Origin of the sequence: Leifsonia sp. 1010 (assembly GCF_031455295.1) — a bacterium.
GTDB lineage: Bacteria > Actinomycetota > Actinomycetes > Actinomycetales > Microbacteriaceae > Leifsonia.
In genome coordinates this window covers 1,465,605-1,480,424 of sequence record NZ_JAVDSL010000001.1, presented here as the reverse complement: position 1 = coordinate 1,480,424, position 14,820 = coordinate 1,465,605, and the positions used below count along the sequence as shown (strand labels likewise).

At 70.2% G+C, this 14,820-nt stretch carries 15 protein-coding genes; 2 read left to right on the top strand and 13 right to left on the bottom strand.

The genetic code is table 11. From position 1 onward, the window contains the following. The first annotated feature begins 7 nt into the window (after positions 1–7). Positions 8–613: a helix-turn-helix domain-containing protein gene (locus J2Y42_RS07245; RefSeq protein WP_309856288.1), complete on the top strand. Its 606-nt coding sequence runs from the start codon at positions 8–10 to the stop codon at positions 611–613. Between the two features lie 59 nt (positions 614–672). On the opposite strand, the gene J2Y42_RS07240 is transcribed toward J2Y42_RS07245, so the two are convergent. The 11 genes from J2Y42_RS07240 to J2Y42_RS07190 form a co-directional block, all read right to left on the bottom strand. Continuing rightward, the gene (locus J2Y42_RS07240; protein ID WP_309856285.1) at positions 673–861 is read right to left on the bottom strand and encodes a hypothetical protein; all 189 of its coding nucleotides are present in this window, start codon (positions 859–861) and stop codon (positions 673–675) included. 8 nt (positions 862–869) lie between these two features. Next, entirely contained in the window at positions 870–1,310 is a 441-nt protein-coding gene (locus tag J2Y42_RS07235) for a hypothetical protein (RefSeq protein WP_309856283.1), read from the bottom strand. Positions 1,311–1,327: 17 nt separating this feature from the next. Continuing rightward, the gene (locus tag J2Y42_RS07230) at positions 1,328–2,062 is read right to left on the bottom strand and encodes a DUF4397 domain-containing protein (RefSeq protein WP_309856280.1); all 735 of its coding nucleotides are present in this window, start codon (positions 2,060–2,062) and stop codon (positions 1,328–1,330) included. Between the two features lie 159 nt (positions 2,063–2,221). Beyond that, positions 2,222–4,177 (bottom strand): beta-L-arabinofuranosidase domain-containing protein, encoded by a 1,956-nt coding sequence (locus J2Y42_RS07225; RefSeq protein ID WP_309856279.1) that lies wholly within the window; start codon positions 4,175–4,177, stop codon positions 2,222–2,224. After that, positions 4,174–5,889, bottom strand: coding sequence for an MGH1-like glycoside hydrolase domain-containing protein (locus tag J2Y42_RS07220; RefSeq protein WP_309856277.1), 1,716 nt, complete (start codon positions 5,887–5,889; stop codon positions 4,174–4,176). Before J2Y42_RS07220 ends, J2Y42_RS07225 begins: the two co-directional genes overlap by 4 nt. Before the next feature lie 2 nt (positions 5,890–5,891). Then, positions 5,892–6,710 (bottom strand): carbohydrate ABC transporter permease, encoded by an 819-nt coding sequence (locus tag J2Y42_RS07215; RefSeq protein WP_309856274.1) that lies wholly within the window; start codon positions 6,708–6,710, stop codon positions 5,892–5,894. Further along, positions 6,707–7,678 (bottom strand): sugar ABC transporter permease, encoded by a 972-nt coding sequence (locus tag J2Y42_RS07210; protein ID WP_309856272.1) that lies wholly within the window; start codon positions 7,676–7,678, stop codon positions 6,707–6,709. Before J2Y42_RS07210 ends, J2Y42_RS07215 begins: the two co-directional genes overlap by 4 nt. Positions 7,679–7,715: 37 nt before the next feature. Then, entirely contained in the window at positions 7,716–8,966 is a 1,251-nt protein-coding gene (locus tag J2Y42_RS07205) for an extracellular solute-binding protein (protein WP_309856271.1), read from the bottom strand. Between the two features lie 70 nt (positions 8,967–9,036). Further along, positions 9,037–10,044 (bottom strand): LacI family DNA-binding transcriptional regulator, encoded by a 1,008-nt coding sequence (locus tag J2Y42_RS07200; protein ID WP_018189608.1) that lies wholly within the window; start codon positions 10,042–10,044, stop codon positions 9,037–9,039. A 383-nt stretch (positions 10,045–10,427) separates the two neighbouring features. Next, positions 10,428–11,420: a LacI family DNA-binding transcriptional regulator gene (locus J2Y42_RS07195; RefSeq protein ID WP_309856267.1), complete on the bottom strand. Its 993-nt coding sequence runs from the start codon at positions 11,418–11,420 to the stop codon at positions 10,428–10,430. A 97-nt stretch (positions 11,421–11,517) separates the two neighbouring features. Next, positions 11,518–11,967 carry an MSMEG_6728 family protein gene (locus tag J2Y42_RS07190; RefSeq protein ID WP_309856263.1) on the bottom strand — a complete coding sequence of 150 codons (450 nt, stop codon included), beginning with the start codon at positions 11,965–11,967 and terminating at the stop codon, positions 11,518–11,520. 117 nt (positions 11,968–12,084) lie between these two features. Between J2Y42_RS07190 and J2Y42_RS07185 the strand changes: the two genes are divergently transcribed. Further along, a complete protein-coding gene (locus tag J2Y42_RS07185) occupies positions 12,085–12,909 on the top strand; it encodes an alpha/beta hydrolase (RefSeq protein ID WP_309856260.1) in 825 nt (274 codons plus the stop codon). A 55-nt stretch (positions 12,910–12,964) separates the two neighbouring features. Here J2Y42_RS07185 and J2Y42_RS07180 read toward each other — a convergent pair whose 3' ends face one another. After that, a complete protein-coding gene (locus J2Y42_RS07180) occupies positions 12,965–13,708 on the bottom strand; it encodes an alpha/beta hydrolase (protein ID WP_309856257.1) in 744 nt (247 codons plus the stop codon). A 180-nt stretch (positions 13,709–13,888) separates the two neighbouring features. Continuing rightward, positions 13,889–14,626 carry a GntR family transcriptional regulator gene (locus tag J2Y42_RS07175; RefSeq protein ID WP_309856254.1) on the bottom strand — a complete coding sequence of 246 codons (738 nt, stop codon included), beginning with the start codon at positions 14,624–14,626 and terminating at the stop codon, positions 13,889–13,891. Positions 14,627–14,820 lie beyond the last annotated feature (194 nt).

Genomic DNA, 14,820 nt, shown 5'->3' with positions numbered 1-14,820 from the left:
GAGGACCATGTCGACCGCTGACGGAGCGCGGCGCCGCAATCGCGCCGAGACGACGGCGGCCATCGAGTCCGCCGCTGTGGCCCTCGTCAACGAGCGGGGCTACGACGCCGTCACGGTCGACATGATCTGCGAGAGGGCCGGCATCTCGCAGCGCACCTTCTTCAACCATTTCAAGACGAAGGATGCGGCCGTCATCGGCACGGACGGCCCGCGCGTCGACCAGGGCCGTGCCCGGCGCTTCATCATCGAACGCGGGCCGCTGCTCCCGTCGGCACTGAGCCTGATCGCGCTACCGGCGGTGGCAGATGACGCGGACCGCGCCGCGCGGCTCCGCGCGGTCGGGAGCCACCCCGACTTGGTCGCGCGCCAACTCGAGCAATTCGGAACCATCCAGTCCGAACTGGCAGAGATCCTCCGGCTGCGGCTCGAGAACGAGAGCCCCGACGCCGACCCCGTCGATCTGGCCGACCAGGCAGCGCTGGTCAGCCACATGCTCGCCGGGACGTTCCGGTACATGGCGGAGGCGGCGGCGGCCCCCTCCCCCGCGAACCCGGCCGAGATCGGGCAGCGGATCGGGCGCCTGCTCCGCGACCTGAGGCCGCCCCTGGCGTGACGAGAGCGGTCCGCCTCGGAACGACGTCTGGCTGACGGAGCGCACCGCCGACCGAGCGATCACGCGCTCAGCCGCTCCGCGCCCGGCTCCTCCGCCAGCCGCTCGAACACGAGCGCGAGCACGGCGCGCTCACGGCGGCTGAGGCGGGCGACGATCGGAGCCAGCTGCTCGATGGTCGGCGCGGCGGGGAGACGGACGGCGAGGTCGCCGAGTGCGGCCGCGATGTCGTCCGCGGTGGCTGCAGACATGATTTCTCCTACTGGGGTGGTTTCTGTGAGGTGCCGGGTGCGGCGGCCGCGGTCGAGCGTCCCGCGCCCAGCAGCAGCCGGGTGCGGCCGCCGTCGGACTGCAGGAAGCCCAGGCGCCCGGGGATGCACGAGATGAGCGCGCCCTCCCGGGAGAGGAAGACGCGGTGCAGGGCGGAGGAGAGGGTCGTGATCTCGTCCTCCACGAGTCCGTCCTTGACCAGGACGCAGGTGTCGGGCGCCCCGCGGGCGACGAGCAGGGCGTGAACGTCGCGCTCGGGCAGCGCGCTCACGTCGAGCGCGCTGCCCTCCTTCAGGGCGACCGGGCCGGTGAGCCGGCTCCGGAACTCCCGCCGGCCGCGCGTGGTCACGCGGCCGGCGAGAAGAAGGACCCACTGCTGGGAGAAGAACTCGTGCACCGTCGCAGTGATGTGGGCCTCCACGACTCGCACAGCTTCCTCCTCGACGATCAGCGATGCAGCATCCACGGGACGTCGAACAGGCGTCCCTGCCGCAGCGTCTGGACGGCGACCGTCAGCGTGCCCGCGCTGGCGCTCCCCCAGGCGTAGACGATCGTGTCGGTCTTGGCCGTCACCGGGACCGCCGCCGGCCCGATGACCGGGGCCGTCGTTCCGGCGAGCGCCACCGACGCATTCACCGTGCCCGCGGGAAGCACCAGTGCCGCCTGGTTGGGATTGGTCAGCCCGGTGATCACCGGAGCACCACCGGCGAGCACATCCACCGCAGGAGCGGCCGCCGTGTGCCGCACGATCAGCCGGCCGGTGCCGGACGGCGAGACGGACAGGTCGTTCGTGAAGACGCTCGCCGTCGGCGCCCCGGCCGGCGTGAGGTGCGCTGCGACCGTGTAGCTGGTGTTCCGCGCGAACGAGACCGTCAGCGGTCCGATGACGGGATTCCGGTCGTTACGGGCGTCCGCCGCCGTGATCGCCAGGCGGTAGGTGCCCGACGGCAGCAGGTAAGGGCCGGCGAACGTGCCGGGCTGGAAGTCGTTCAGCACACGCAGGCCGTTCACGTACACGTCCACCGGCGTCGCGGGGACGCCGTGGAAGACCGACACCTGTGAGATGCCGAACGGGCGCCAGGTGGATGGATGCGGTGCCGCGTTCGCGGGCGCCGCCACGCCGATCAGGGCCAGCGCCGCGCCGATGGCGATGCCGATCCGCCACTTCCGAGTCCTCGTCATGATGAACCCCTTCGTCTTCGCGGAAGAACCGTGTGTGCTCCCACGGGTTCATTCGGCTGAAGAGGGGCGATCGGATGCACCGGGTCCGAAGGAAATCCGGAACCCGGGTGAGAGGGACTCGGCTGCCGGCCCCGATGACTCGCCGGCAGCCGAGCGTCGTCAGCCTGCGGCGGGGATCCACACCCGCATCAGGCTCGGTCCGCGGTTCGCCCAGTGGGCGTAGGGGATGAGGCCCGCCGTGACCGCCTGGCCCGACCGGGCGGTCACGGCGGAGTCGAGGCGGAGGTACGGCCAGCCGTCGGTGGGGACGCGGTCGGCGGCGTCGAGGTCGTCGTTGCGCCCATCTTCCACGATCAGCCGCACGGACGCACCGTCCGCGCTGGAAACCGGCGCCGTTCCCGTGTCGATCCTGACGCGGTCGAACGCTGCCGTCTCGGGGAGATCGACCGACTCGAGGCAGAGGACGAGAGGTCCGCGCTCGACCGCGACGGTCCCGCGCACCGCGTCGACCGCGTCGGGCGCGACGGTGAACCGCGGGGAGGTGTCGAGGTCGAGCACCAGCTCGTCCCCTTGCGCGAAGGCGCGCCGCAGACGGAGGGTGTCGCCGTCGACCGGGAGGGGTTCGCCGTTCAGGGTCGCTCGCGCCCGGCCACGGGACCAGGCGGGGATGCGCAGGCTCAGGGTGAAGTCCGCCGCTTCTGCCACCGAGACGACCACTCGACCGTCGAAGGGGTATCCGGTGCGCACGGCGAGCGCGACGTGCCTGCCGTCCGGGAGGGCCGTGTCCACGTCCAGATCCGCATACTGGTGGAGTTGAACGCCGTCGTCGTCGGCCGTCGCGAAGTAGGCGCCCACGCTCGCGAGCGTGCGGGCGACGTTCGTCGGGCAGCAGGACACCTCGAACCAGGGCGCGCGGAGGTTCGCCTCTGCGCGCTCGCTCAGCTCGTCGTCGTGCGTCTCCGACGCCAGCTCGCGCTGGTGCAGAGTGTTGGCGTAATAGAACGCGCGGCCGTCCTCGCGGGGAGAGACGAGCACCGCGTTGAGGAGGGTCCGTTCGATGAGGTCGGCGTGAGCCGGGTCGGCGGTCTGCAGGAGCAGGCGCCAGCTGACCATGACGGAGCCGATGGCGGCACAGGTCTCGGCGTAGGCGCGGTCCGGCGGCAGCTCGTCGTCGGCGCCGAACTCCTCGTTCTGGTGGTGCGAGCCGATGCCGCCCGTGAGGTAGGTGCGGTGCGCGACCGTTCGCCGCCATTGGTTCTTCACCGCGGCGAGAAGGCCGTCGTCGCCGGTCTCGACAGCGACGTCAGCCGCACCCGCCGTGAAGTACGCGGCACGGACCGCATGCCCGCGCAGCACCGTCGCATCGCGCACCGGCACGTCGTCGAGGAAGTAGTCGCTGCCCTGGAACAGGGTCGTGGCGAGGGTCCTCCGGCCGCGGCGCTCCACGAAGATGCGCGCCAGCTCGATGTAGCGCTGCTCACCGAGGGCACGGCCCAGCTCGACCAGCGCCGGCTCGATCTCCGGGTGACCGCATATCGCATCGCGGCCGCCCTCGCCGAACTCGCGCTCGACGTGGTCGGCCAGCCGCCGGGCGGTCCGGACGAGCACGTCGTCGGGATGTCCGCTCCTGGCACGCGCGACAGCGGCCTGGAGGAGGTGACCGAAACAGTACAGTTCGTGCCCCCACTCGAGGTCGCTGTATCGCGGACGCTGACCCGGACGCCCGAACGCGGTGTGCAGGTAGCCGTCGGGTTCCTGCGCAGCGGCCACCCGGGCGACCAGGGCCGAGTAGCGAGCCTCGAGCCCCGCATCGGGACGACGGCCGAGCTCCCAGGCCATCGCCTCGAGCAGCTTGTAGACCTCCGAGTCGACGAACTCGATCCCGTCGTGGTGCTCGGCGACCGTGCCCGCGGCGGCACGGTCGAAGTTGCCGATCCAGCCGATCCGCTCCATCCACGTCTCGCAGTGGTCGAGGATGACGGTCGCGTTCAGCTGCTGCTTGTCGGCCCAGAACCCGCCCGAGATCCGGACCTCGTCCGGTCCGAGCGGCCGGAGGAGGCTGCGGGAGGGGACCACCGGTCCTCCCGTGAGCAGGGCGGTCGAGGTGAGGGTCATCGTTCTCCCGAGGATCGGCGGGCGGCGAGCAGCAGGTAGACCGCGGCCGTCCAGGTGTAGGCGCGGTCGCGCAGGCCGTCGCCGGTCAGCGCGTCGAAGTTCTCGGCGAATCCGGAGCGCTCGCAGGCGGCGAGGAAGGCGTCCGCGACCCGGTCGGCCAGCTCGCCGTGTCCGGCGCGGCGCAGGCCGTCGACGATGAGGTGGGTGCTCGGCGCCCAGACCGGTCCGCGCCAGTAGCCGTCGGCGGTGTAGTGCGGCGAGCCGGGCAGTTCGGTCGCCGGTCCCCACGGTGTGAGGTGGGCCTCGACGGCGGCGGCGAGCGCGGACGCGATGTCGGCGGGAAGGCGGTCTCCGAGCACGATCGGCAGCGTGCCGAGCAGGCTCGTGGAGGTGGACGGCCGCCCGGAGGCGACCGATCGGGCGACGAAGTGGTCGCCCGCCCACAGCTGGTCGAACAGCGCCCGCTCGATCGCGATGCGCTCCTCCTCCCACTCGGTCGCGGACTCTCCGAGCTCGACCGCGAGACGGCCCAGCTCATCCAGCTGCAGGATGAGGAACGCGGCGAGGTCGGGCGACTCGACCACGCGATCCCGGTCGAACAGGGTGGAGTTGTCCCACCCGCTGTCGTTGCCGTGCTGGTAGTACGGGAGCGCGTGACCGGGTGCGCGGCGGCTGTCGAGCCAGAACCGCGTCCACGCCGAGAGCCTCCGGTACACCAGGCGCAGGGCGCCGTCGTCGAAGGGCGTTGAGACGCGCTCGCGCAGGAGCCGGAACGCCCAGCCGTGGATGGGCGGCTTGACGAAGTTGTAGAGCACCTCGGAGTGCGTGACCGAGTCGGGCAGCGCTCCGCCCGCGTCCTGATGGTCGAAGGGCAGGAGGAACTGGTCGAGGGCGGCCTCGGCGTCGAGCGGTGCGAGGGCGAGGGCGTTGAAGCAGTGGTCCCACGACCAGACCTTGTCCATCCAGTGCTTCGACATGAGCACCGCCTCGCGACCGACGAAGCCGCCGGGCCCGACGGTGGCCGACCAGAGCACGTACGCGGCCTTCACGGCGGTCGGCGTCGCCTCCGTCCCGGCCAGCAGCCCGGAGCAGTATGCGGCGAACTCCGCCCGGCGGTGCCGCACCAGGTCGTCGAAGGATGTGGTGGCATCGAGTGGACGGAGGCCCGCCTCGGTCTGCTCCAGCCGGACCTCCCACGGGTCGTCCGCACCGAACGCGACCTCCCGGGCTCCGCTGCCGAGCAGCCCGTCGCCGACGACCCGCGCCGAACCGGTCAGGACCGTGAACCGGTAGCGCCGGCCGGTCTCGTAGCTGGTCAGCGTGATGGCGCCGTCGACCGGGTCGGTGAACAGGTAGCCGCCGGTGAACGGGGTCAAGTCGTCGGAGGCGGAGAACCGCATCCCGAGCCCCCGGCCGCGGAAGCGTACGGCTCCGGGATGCTCGAACACGGCCTCCACGAGCCCGTCGCCCGCCGTCCAGGCGACGCGGGATGCGGTGGCCTCGACGCGCGCCGCGGCAGCGTCGCGCGCGTCCGGCGTGAGCCGCAGGACGGCGTGCATCCCGGTGACGTGACTGACGAGATGGAGATCATCTGCGACCCGGTGGGTGCCGACGACGGGCGAGATGTCGAGCCAGCTGCCTCGCGAGGAGAACGGGATCTCGGCCAGATCGACGGCGACGTCGGTCGACATGATGGTGCTGAGGTTCGTCACGGTCAGTCCTTCACGGCTCCGGCTGTGACGCCAGCGGCGACGTAGCGCTGCGCCAGCACCAGCAGCACGGCGGCGGGCACCGACGCGACCACGGCGGTCGCCATGATGGCGTTCCACTCCTGGTTGTTGTTGCCGATGTACTTGTAGATGCCGAGCGTGATCGTCTGCAGCGCGCCGCCGCTGTTCAGCGTCGACGAGAACACGAAGTCGGACCACGCCCAGAGGAACGCGAACAGCGACACCGTGACGATGGAGTTGCGGCTCACCGGCAGAACGATCGAGCGGAATGTGCGCCACGTGCTCGCGCCGTCGATCTTCGCGGCGTTCATCAGCTCGTCGGGGATGCCGGACATGAATGCGCTGAAGATCAGCACACCGAACGGCACGGCCAGCGTCGAGTCCGCGATGATCAGGCCCCACAGCGTGTTCAGGATGCCGAGGTTGAGGTAGATCGCGTAGAACCCCATCGCCATGATGATCCCCGGGATCATCTGCGCGATGAGCAGCAGGAAGTTGAGCACGCCGCGGCCGCGCGGACGCAGCTTCGCCAGCGAGTAAGCGGCGGGAGCCGAGATCGCGACCGTGAGGATCACGGTGCCGAGACCCACCAGCAGGCTCGTGCCGAGGTACGGCAGCTGCTGGTCGAGCACGGCCTGGTAGCCCTCGAACGTGGCGTGGATGGGGAACAGGTCCGGCGGGCTCTTCCGCATCAGGCTCGTCGGGGTCAGCGAGACGTTGATCATCCAGTAGACGGGAAAGAGCATCACCAGCGTCAGCACGACGCCGACGACGGTCTTCCACCAGGGCCGCTTGCCGTTCATGCGAGGTCCTGCTTCCTCTGGGTGCGGATGTACACGAAGCCGAAGACGAGCGCGAGGATGATCAGCATGTTGCCGACCGCCGCCGCCGGGCTGAAGTCCGGCAGGGTCGAGGCGAACCCGAGCTGGTACGACCAGGTCGCGAACGTCGTGGACGCCGTCCCGGGGCCGCCGCGCGTCATGATCCAGATGATGTCGAACACCTTGAGCGTGTAGATCAGCCCGAGCAGCAGGGTGATCGCCGACACCGGGCGAAGCAGAGGGAACGTCACGCGCCAGAAGCGCTGCCACCCGTTGGCCCCGTCGATCGACGCCGCCTCGTACAGCTCCTGCGGGATGTTCTGCAGGCCCGAATAGAGGATGACCAGGTTGAAGGGGATGCCGATCCAGATGTTCGCGATGATGACGCTGGTCAGCGCCCAGTCCGGCGAGGTCAGCCAGTTGATCCCGGGGAGGCCGAACGCTTCGAGCGCCGCGTTGACGACGCCGGAGTCGCTGTTCAGCATCCACGACCAGGTGGAGGCGGAGACGATCAGCGGGAGCAGCCACGGCACCAGGAAGAGGGCGCGCAGCGTTGCCGAGAGGCGGAAGTTCTGGTGGAAGAAGACCGCCAGCGCCAGCCCGATCGTGAACTGGAACGCGATCGAGACCAGGGTGAAGACGGCGGTGTGCCAGAACGCCGGCCCGAAGGTCGGATCCTGCAGCACCTTGATGTAGTTGTCGAAGCCGACGAACGGGGCGTCGCCCATCACGAACGACCGGACGGTGTAGTCGCGGACGCTGAGCTCGACGTTGCGGTAGAGCGGCCACGCGTAGAACACGACCAGGTAGATCACGACGGGGGCGAGGAACGCCCACGCCGTCCACGAGCCGCGCCTGCGCCGGCGCCGGGGCGCGGGTGGGACGGCGGCTCGCACCGTCCCACCCGCGTCCGTGGCCGTGCCGCGCGACGCTGTCTGAGTTGTCGTCATCGGTGTTTCCTCAGTTGCGTTGCTGGTCGTGCTCGGGTTACTTGGTGGCTGCGGCCGCTGCCGTCTGGGCCGCCTTCAGGGCGTCCGCGGGCGACTGCGCTCCGCTGAGGGCGTTCTGGACCGCGGTCCAGAGCTCCTTGGAGATCTTCGGGTACTTCGTTCCGAGGTTGTCGCTGGTGCGGCCCTTCGCCGCGGCGACGGCGTCGACCCACGGCTGCAGCTCCGGGTTCGCGGCGACCTGCTCCTTCTGCGCCGCCTCCGTGGGGGCGATGTAGGAGAGCGTGGTGTCGGTCTTCACGAAGCTCTTGGTGCTGGTGAGGCACTCGGCGATCTTCTTCGAGGTGGCGTAGCGGGCGGTGTCCTTCTGGACGGGCAGCGTCATGAACTCGCCGCCGGTCGGAGCGGGAGCCGCTCCCCCGTCCATCGCCGGGATGCTGAGGATGCCGTAGTCGATCCCGGCCTTCTTCACGTTGCCCAGCTGCCAGGTCCCGTTCTCACCGAACGCGAAGTCGCCGGTGGCGAACTCCTGCCACGACGTCGTCTGCGTGTTGTTGATGACCGAGTTGGGGGCGTACCCCTTCTTCACCCAGTCCGTCCACAGCGCGAGCGCCTGTTCGGCCTTGTCCGAATCCAGCTTCTTCAGGTCGGCGCCGGAGCCCCAGAACCAGGGGAGGAACTGGAAGCTGCCCTCCTCCGTCCCGATCGCCGAGAAGGTGATGCCCTTCTTGCCGGCGGCGGTGACCTTGGCGAGAGCGTCGGTGAGCGTCGACCAGTCCTTGATCGAGCTCGCGTCCACACCGGCGGCCGACAGCACGGCCTTGTTGTAGTAGAGCGCCAGGGTGTTGGCCCCGATCGGCACGCCGTACGTCTTCCCGTCCAGCTGACCGGCGGCCAGGATGTTCTTCTGGATGTCGGACGTGTCGAGCTTGTTCTCCGACGTGGTGGTCAGGATGCCGGCCTCGGCCAGCGTCGAGACGACCGGGTTGTCGACGAGCAGCAGGTCGGGCGAGCTGCCCTGCTGCCCCGCGAGCAGCGCCTTGTTGGTCAGGTCGCTGGTGTCGTAGCCGGTGCGCTTCACGGTGACTCCAGCCTCCGTTCCGCACTGCTCGACGAGCTTCGTCCAGTCGGCCGATGCGTCGAACTGCGGGTACGGGTCCCAGAACGTGTAGGTTCCTCCGGCGCTTCCGCTCGAGCCGGAGCCCGAGCCCGAGCAGGCGGCGACGCCGGCGACGACCGCCGCGGCGACGACCGCTGCGCCGAGCAGGCGCGAGGTCTTCTTGGTGATCACAGTATTCCTCCTTGAATCGTGCACTGGGGCGAGTCCGGCCGGGGGCGCTGAGCGTGCTGCGTGGGGCGGTTCATCGGGTGCTCCCACGGTCGGTTATTTCGGGGGCGACGAATCTCGTCACCGCCGGACCGGCGAGATCGGGGGAGGTGATCCGCCGGACGAGCTGCCGGACCGCGGAGCGGCCCAGCTCATCGGGTGAGCTCTCGACTGCCGTGTACGGCAGGGAGAACGCTCGGCCGAAGTCCTTCGCGTAGAGGCTGACGACCGAGAGGTCGTCGGGCGTGCTGACGCCGCGCGCGGTGAGCACCGAGGGCAGCGCCGCGATCGTCGCGTCGTTGTGGACGATGAGCGCGGTGGCGGTGGGCCGGGCGTCGAGCATGGCGTTGATGCTCCGGCCGATCTCGGGCTGCCGCGCCTCGCCGTAGTACGGGTGCATCTGCAGGCCGTAACGGGCGGCGCGCTCGAGGGCCGCATCCCGGAACCGCCAGCCGTAGGCGCCGCCGCGCTCGAAGACGTGGAGCGGGGGCGACACGACGATGATCTCGCGGTGTCCGCGCGCGTACAGGTGGTCGACCAGCATGCGGGCGGACTCGCCGAAGTCGAGGTCGAAGACATCAAGGCCCTCGGTGTGCTTCGGGAGGCCGACCAGGGCTCCGGGCTGCGCGGCGTCACGGAGGGTGGCGAGGCGCGGGTCTTCGTGGACGACGTCGAGCAGCACGACGCCGTCGACCATCCCGGAGCTGGTGACCCGGCGCAGGGCGGCGACGCTGTCGAGTTCCGTGACGAGCAGGATGTCGTAGCCGAGCTCGCGGGCCGTGTCGGACACCGGGAGGATGTACTCCAGCATGGCGGGGGCGAACTCGTCGGCGTGGAACTGGGTGAGCAGGCCGATGACCATCGTCTGCGAGGTGGCGAGTGCGCGGGCGCCGGCGTTGACGATGAATCCGAGGTTCGTGATGGCCTCGTCGATGCGGCGGCGGGTGTCCGGAGAGATCGAGCGCTTGCCGGAGAGGGCGTATGAGACGGTGCTCGTGGAGACGCCCGCTGCACGTGCCACGTCGGTGATGGTGACGGCCATCGCGCCCCTCCTTCGCTCCATCGGGAAGACCCCGGTTCCACTGCTGTCGAACCGCTTCGATGAAGATAGCGCGCTCGGGCGTGCGACACAAGTCGAACCGCTTCGCTACGGCACGATTCGCCACTCAAACCCCTCGATTCCGCCTCCCGACCCGCCGTCTCACCCCCTCTCTGGGGCCGATCCGTCACGCTTCCGAACCGCTTCGACACCCCGCGCCCCGGCAAGATTTGGCGCAAATCGCGGGAAAGCCGCCGCCATAACCGAGATTTGGCGCAAATCGTTAGGAACGACGGGGGCGGGGTTTCGGCACGAATGTGCGGAAAGGGGCGCGCGAAGCGCACATTCGGCACGAATGTGCGCGGCGGGAGGGGACGGGATGCGGCTCAGACCGCGCGCGTGCTGCCCCAGTCGACGAAGCCCGGCTCGATCAGCCGCACCTGCGGCGCCTCAGCGCCCTCGGGATCGGCGATGCGCTCCACGAGGCGGGACACCGCCCACTCCCCCAGCAGCTCCGGACGCGTGTCGACGGAGGTGTACGGCAGCGAGAACGCCGTCCCGAACTCGGCGGAGAACATGCCGACGACGGAGAGGTCGTCCGGCACCGAGATCCCGCGCTCGTGCAGCAGCGAGGGCAGGGCGGCGATCGTTGCGTCGTTGTGCACCACGAGAGCCGTCGCGGACGGATACCGGTCGAGCGCGGCCATGACGGCCTGCCCGAGAGCCGGCTGGCGCGACTCGCCCTCCACGATGTGCAGCTGCATGCCGTGGCGGGCGGCCCGCTCCGCCGCCGCATCGCTGAACCGCCAGGCGTACGAGCCGCCGCGCTCCGACACGTGCCGCGGCGGGGTGACGAGCACGACCTCCCTGTGCCCGAGTCCGTGCAGGTGATCGAGAGCGTTCCGTGCCGCCTCGCCGAAGTCGAGGTCCACAGCATCGAAGCCCTCGGCGTTCTTCGCGTAGCCGATGAGGGCGGCGGGCTGACGCGTCTGCCGCAGCGGCTCCAGACGCGGGTCGTCGTAGGTGACGTCGAGGAGGACCACCCCGTCGACCATGGCCGACGACGTCGTGCGGCGGATGGCCGCATCCACGTCCGGGTCGGTCACCATCAGCAGGTCGAACCCGTGATTGCGGGCCGTCGTCGATACCGGTAGCACGTACTGCAGCATCGCAGGTGCGAACTCGTCCTCCTGGAACTGCAGGAACAGCCCGAGCACGTTCGTCTGCGAGAGCGCGAGGGCGCGGGCGCCGGCGTTGGGCGTGAAATCGAGCTCGACGATGGCACGCTGGATGCGCTCCCGCGTCTCCTCGGAGATGGCGCGCTTGCCCGACAGCGCGTACGACACCGTGCTCGGGGTCACCCCCGCGACCCGTGCCACATCCCGGATCGTCGCCGCCATCGCCCCTCCAGCCGTTCGCCGTGTCAATTCTCACACGGAGAGGGGAATCGAACCGATTCGAAGCCGGTCGCGTCGACTACTCCCGCGTCGGACCCGGCCAGACGTAGGGCAGGTCGTCCGGCACTCCCGGAAAGAGCGGCCCATAGAACTCAGCATCCTTGCGGACGAGGTTGGACTGATGACTGCGGTGGAACTCCGGGTCGCCGATCCAGGGCGGCAGCTCCAGGTCCTCCTGCGACAGCGCCTCGACCTCCGGCGCGAACGCCAGCACCTGCGGCCGCACGGTGTCGGCGTGCCCCAGCTCGATCCACGCGTCCGTCGACTCGAGCGCGTACTTCGTCAGAGCGGGGAGGTATCCGCGCCACATCTTCGCGACGGGATGGTGGCGCCAGCCGTACCCGGGCACAGTGATCGCGCGCAGCACCTGCAGCGCCTCGACGCGCTGCTTCCCCATACGCGCGCGGTCGAGCACGCGGACGCTCCGGGCGAAGGATGGATAGGGCAGGAAGGTCTGCACGCCCGCCACGGTACCCGCGTGACCCCCCTGGCGATCCGTCCCGTTCGGCAGCTAGGTTGAGAGAGCGCCGACCGTTCCGCAGCACCGTTCCCACAGCACCCCGCTTCGCCACTCCCGGAGGGAACCATGGGCACTGTCACCACGTCAGACGGCATCGAGATCTACTACAAGGACTGGGGAACCGGTCAACCCATCGTCTTCAGCCACGGCTGGCCGCTGTCGGCCGACGACTGGGACACGCAGCTGCTGTTCTTCCTGCAGCACGGCTACCGCGTCGTGGCCCATGACCGCCGCGGGCACGGGCGTTCCACGCAGACCGGCGACGGGCACGACATGGACCACTACGCCGCCGACCTGCGCGCCGTGGTCGAGGCGCTCGACCTTCACGACGCCATCCACGTCGGCCACTCAACCGGCGGCGGCGAGGTCGCGCACTACATCGCCACCTACGGCGAGGACCGGGTCGCCCGGGCGGTGCTGATCAGCGCCGTCCCGCCGATCATGGTGCAGACCGAGAACAACCCCGGGGGTCTGCCGAAGAGCGTCTTCGACGACCTGCAGGCGCAGCTCGCCAAGAACCGGTCGGAGTTCTACCGGGCACTGCCGTCGGGCCCGTTCTACGGCTTCAACCGCCCCGGCGTGGAGTCGTCCGAGGCGATCATCGAGAACTGGTGGCGCCAGGGCATGATGGGCGGCGCGAAGGCGCACTACGACGGGATCGTCGCGTTCTCGCAGACGGACTTCACCGAGGATCTCAAGAAGATCTCGGTGCCGGTGCTCGTCATGCACGGCGAGGACGACCAGATCGTGCCCTACGCCGACTCGGGCCCCCTGTCGGCGAAGCTCGTGCAGAACGGCACGCTGAAGTCGTACCCGGGCTTCCCGCACGGGATGCCGACCACGCAGGCGGAGACGATCAACGCCGACCTGCTGGAGTGGCTCCAGTCGTAGCGTCCGCCGACGCGACGGACCGGGCCACCCGCCGTGCGACGGGTGGCCCGTTTCGTCAGCGCAGGTGCCGGGCGAAGAACCGTGCCGCATCCTCGCCGGCGAACGCGGGGACTCCGCGGTGGCCGCCGAGGTTCGCCTGCAACGTCTTCTCCGCCGAGCCGAACGCGTCGAACAGGTCGAGCGCCGCCTGCCGGTCGTTGCCCTCATCATCCCACTGCAGGAGCACGTGCAGCGGGATGGTGACCTGCCGCGCCTCCTCCTGGATGACGGACGGGATGTAGCTGCCGGCGAAGAGGCCGGCCGCGACCACCCGTGGTTCGGTGAGCGCCAGCCGGACGCCGACGGAGATGAAGCCGCCGGAGTACCCGACCGGGCCGCCGATCTCCGGCAGCGCGAGCGCCGCATCCACCGCCGACCGCCATTCCGGGACAGCCCCCTCGACGAGCGGGAGGACGAGCCGGTCGACGAGGTCCGGGCCGACCGGCTCCCCCGCGGCCAGCGTGCGACGGAGCTCGGCGCGCGCCTCCTCCGTCACCGCCGACGGCGGTCGGTCACCCGTTCCGGGCAGCTCGATGGTGAGCGAGGCGAAGCCGTCGGCCGCGGCCTGTCGCGCCCGCCCGGCCAGGCGCGGGTACATCTGCTCGACACCGCCGGGATGCCCCAGCAGGATCAGCGGGACGGGTGCAGAGGGCGATGCGGAGGCGGGCGTCCACAGGATGCCCGGGATTCCGCCGAGGGTGAAGCGGCGCTCGGTGACGCCGTCGACGAGGTGTGGTGCTGAAGTGAAGTCGAAGTGCATGGTCGTGCCTTTCGTGGAGTGCCTGAAGGGCGCTCCCGGACGACCTATCGCCCGACCGTGTCCTCAGAGAAGAGCACCCACGTCGTTTCGCTCATGGGTATCACCTCCTCGATCTGCTGCACGGACGCCGAAAGCGTAGCACCGGCCTCGCCAGGAAACCATCGCAAAGCCTCGGCAGGCTCAGCCGCCCATCCGCCGCATGGCCGCGGCGGTGAGCCGGGTGTGCACCTGGAAGGCGACCGTCCCGGGGACATAGCGGTCCTCGCCGTACTCGATCGGGCGGCCTCCCGCGTCGGAGCTCTCCCGGCGCAGCCGCAGCAGCGGGGATGAGCGGCGCACACCGAGCAGCTGCGCGTCCTCGCTCGTCGCGGCGGTCGCGTCCAGCGTGTTGTCGGCCTGGCCTGTGACGATCCCGAAGCGGTCGAAGAGCACCTGCACGACCGACGCCTCGCGCGGCGAGAGCGACTGGATGATCGGGATCATCCAGGTGGCGTACGTGGTCCGCTCGAGCATCACGCGCCGACCGTCGAGCGTGCGGAGGCGGACCACCCGCAGCACCTCGTCCCCCTCGTCGAGGTGGAGGCGTCGGCGTTCGGCGACAGGGGCGGGCGCGGTCTGGAGTGACATCACCTGGCCGCCCGGCGTCATCCCCCTGCTCCGCGCCCACTGGGCGAAGGAGCGCAGCTCGTCGAACTCCTGACCCTGACGCGCCGCGGCGACGATCCAGGACGAGCCCTGGCGCGAGGTCAGGTCGCCCCGGGCGCGCAACAGGGCGAGCGCGCGCCGCACGGTGCCGCGGGCGACGCCGTAGGTCTCCGCCAGCCGGTTCTCGGACGGCAGCGAGGTGCCCGCGCCGAACTCGCCCTGGAGGATGCGGGCGCCCAGGTCTTCGGCGATCTCTCGATACAGCGTCGGCATGTTCGGTCCTTCCGCTCATCCTGGTCGTGTGCTGCCGCCCGGGCGCAATCACTTGTACAAGCCAGTCTGATCGCTTCCCCGGCCATCCCGCGTGTCCGTGCCCCTACGCCCCGCTGCTGAGTGCGCAGACGGTGCCAGGTGGACGGCTCCGGTTCGACGTGCGTTCACCCGTACGTCGCGAGCCCGCAGGGTGC

Excerpts from the sequence above, each read along its gene's own strand:
- J2Y42_RS07245 (WP_309856288.1), top strand. The coding sequence starts at position 8 with ATGTCGACCGCTGACGGAGCGCGGCGCCGCAATCGCGCCGAGACGACG.
- J2Y42_RS07185 (WP_309856260.1), top strand. The coding sequence starts at position 12,085 with ATGGGCACTGTCACCACGTCAGACGGCATCGAGATCTACTACAAGGAC.
- J2Y42_RS07230 (WP_309856280.1), bottom strand. The coding sequence starts at position 2,062 with ATGACGAGGACTCGGAAGTGGCGGATCGGCATCGCCATCGGCGCGGCG.
- J2Y42_RS07225 (WP_309856279.1), bottom strand. The coding sequence starts at position 4,177 with ATGACCCTCACCTCGACCGCCCTGCTCACGGGAGGACCGGTGGTCCCC.
- J2Y42_RS07210 (WP_309856272.1), bottom strand. The coding sequence starts at position 7,678 with ATGACGACAACTCAGACAGCGTCGCGCGGCACGGCCACGGACGCGGGT.
- J2Y42_RS07180 (WP_309856257.1), bottom strand. The coding sequence starts at position 13,708 with ATGCACTTCGACTTCACTTCAGCACCACACCTCGTCGACGGCGTCACC.
- J2Y42_RS07175 (WP_309856254.1), bottom strand. The coding sequence starts at position 14,626 with ATGCCGACGCTGTATCGAGAGATCGCCGAAGACCTGGGCGCCCGCATC.
- J2Y42_RS07240 (WP_309856285.1), bottom strand. The coding sequence starts at position 861 with ATGTCTGCAGCCACCGCGGACGACATCGCGGCCGCACTCGGCGACCTC.
- J2Y42_RS07200 (WP_018189608.1), bottom strand. The coding sequence starts at position 10,044 with ATGGCCGTCACCATCACCGACGTGGCACGTGCAGCGGGCGTCTCCACG.
- J2Y42_RS07215 (WP_309856274.1), bottom strand. The coding sequence starts at position 6,710 with ATGAACGGCAAGCGGCCCTGGTGGAAGACCGTCGTCGGCGTCGTGCTG.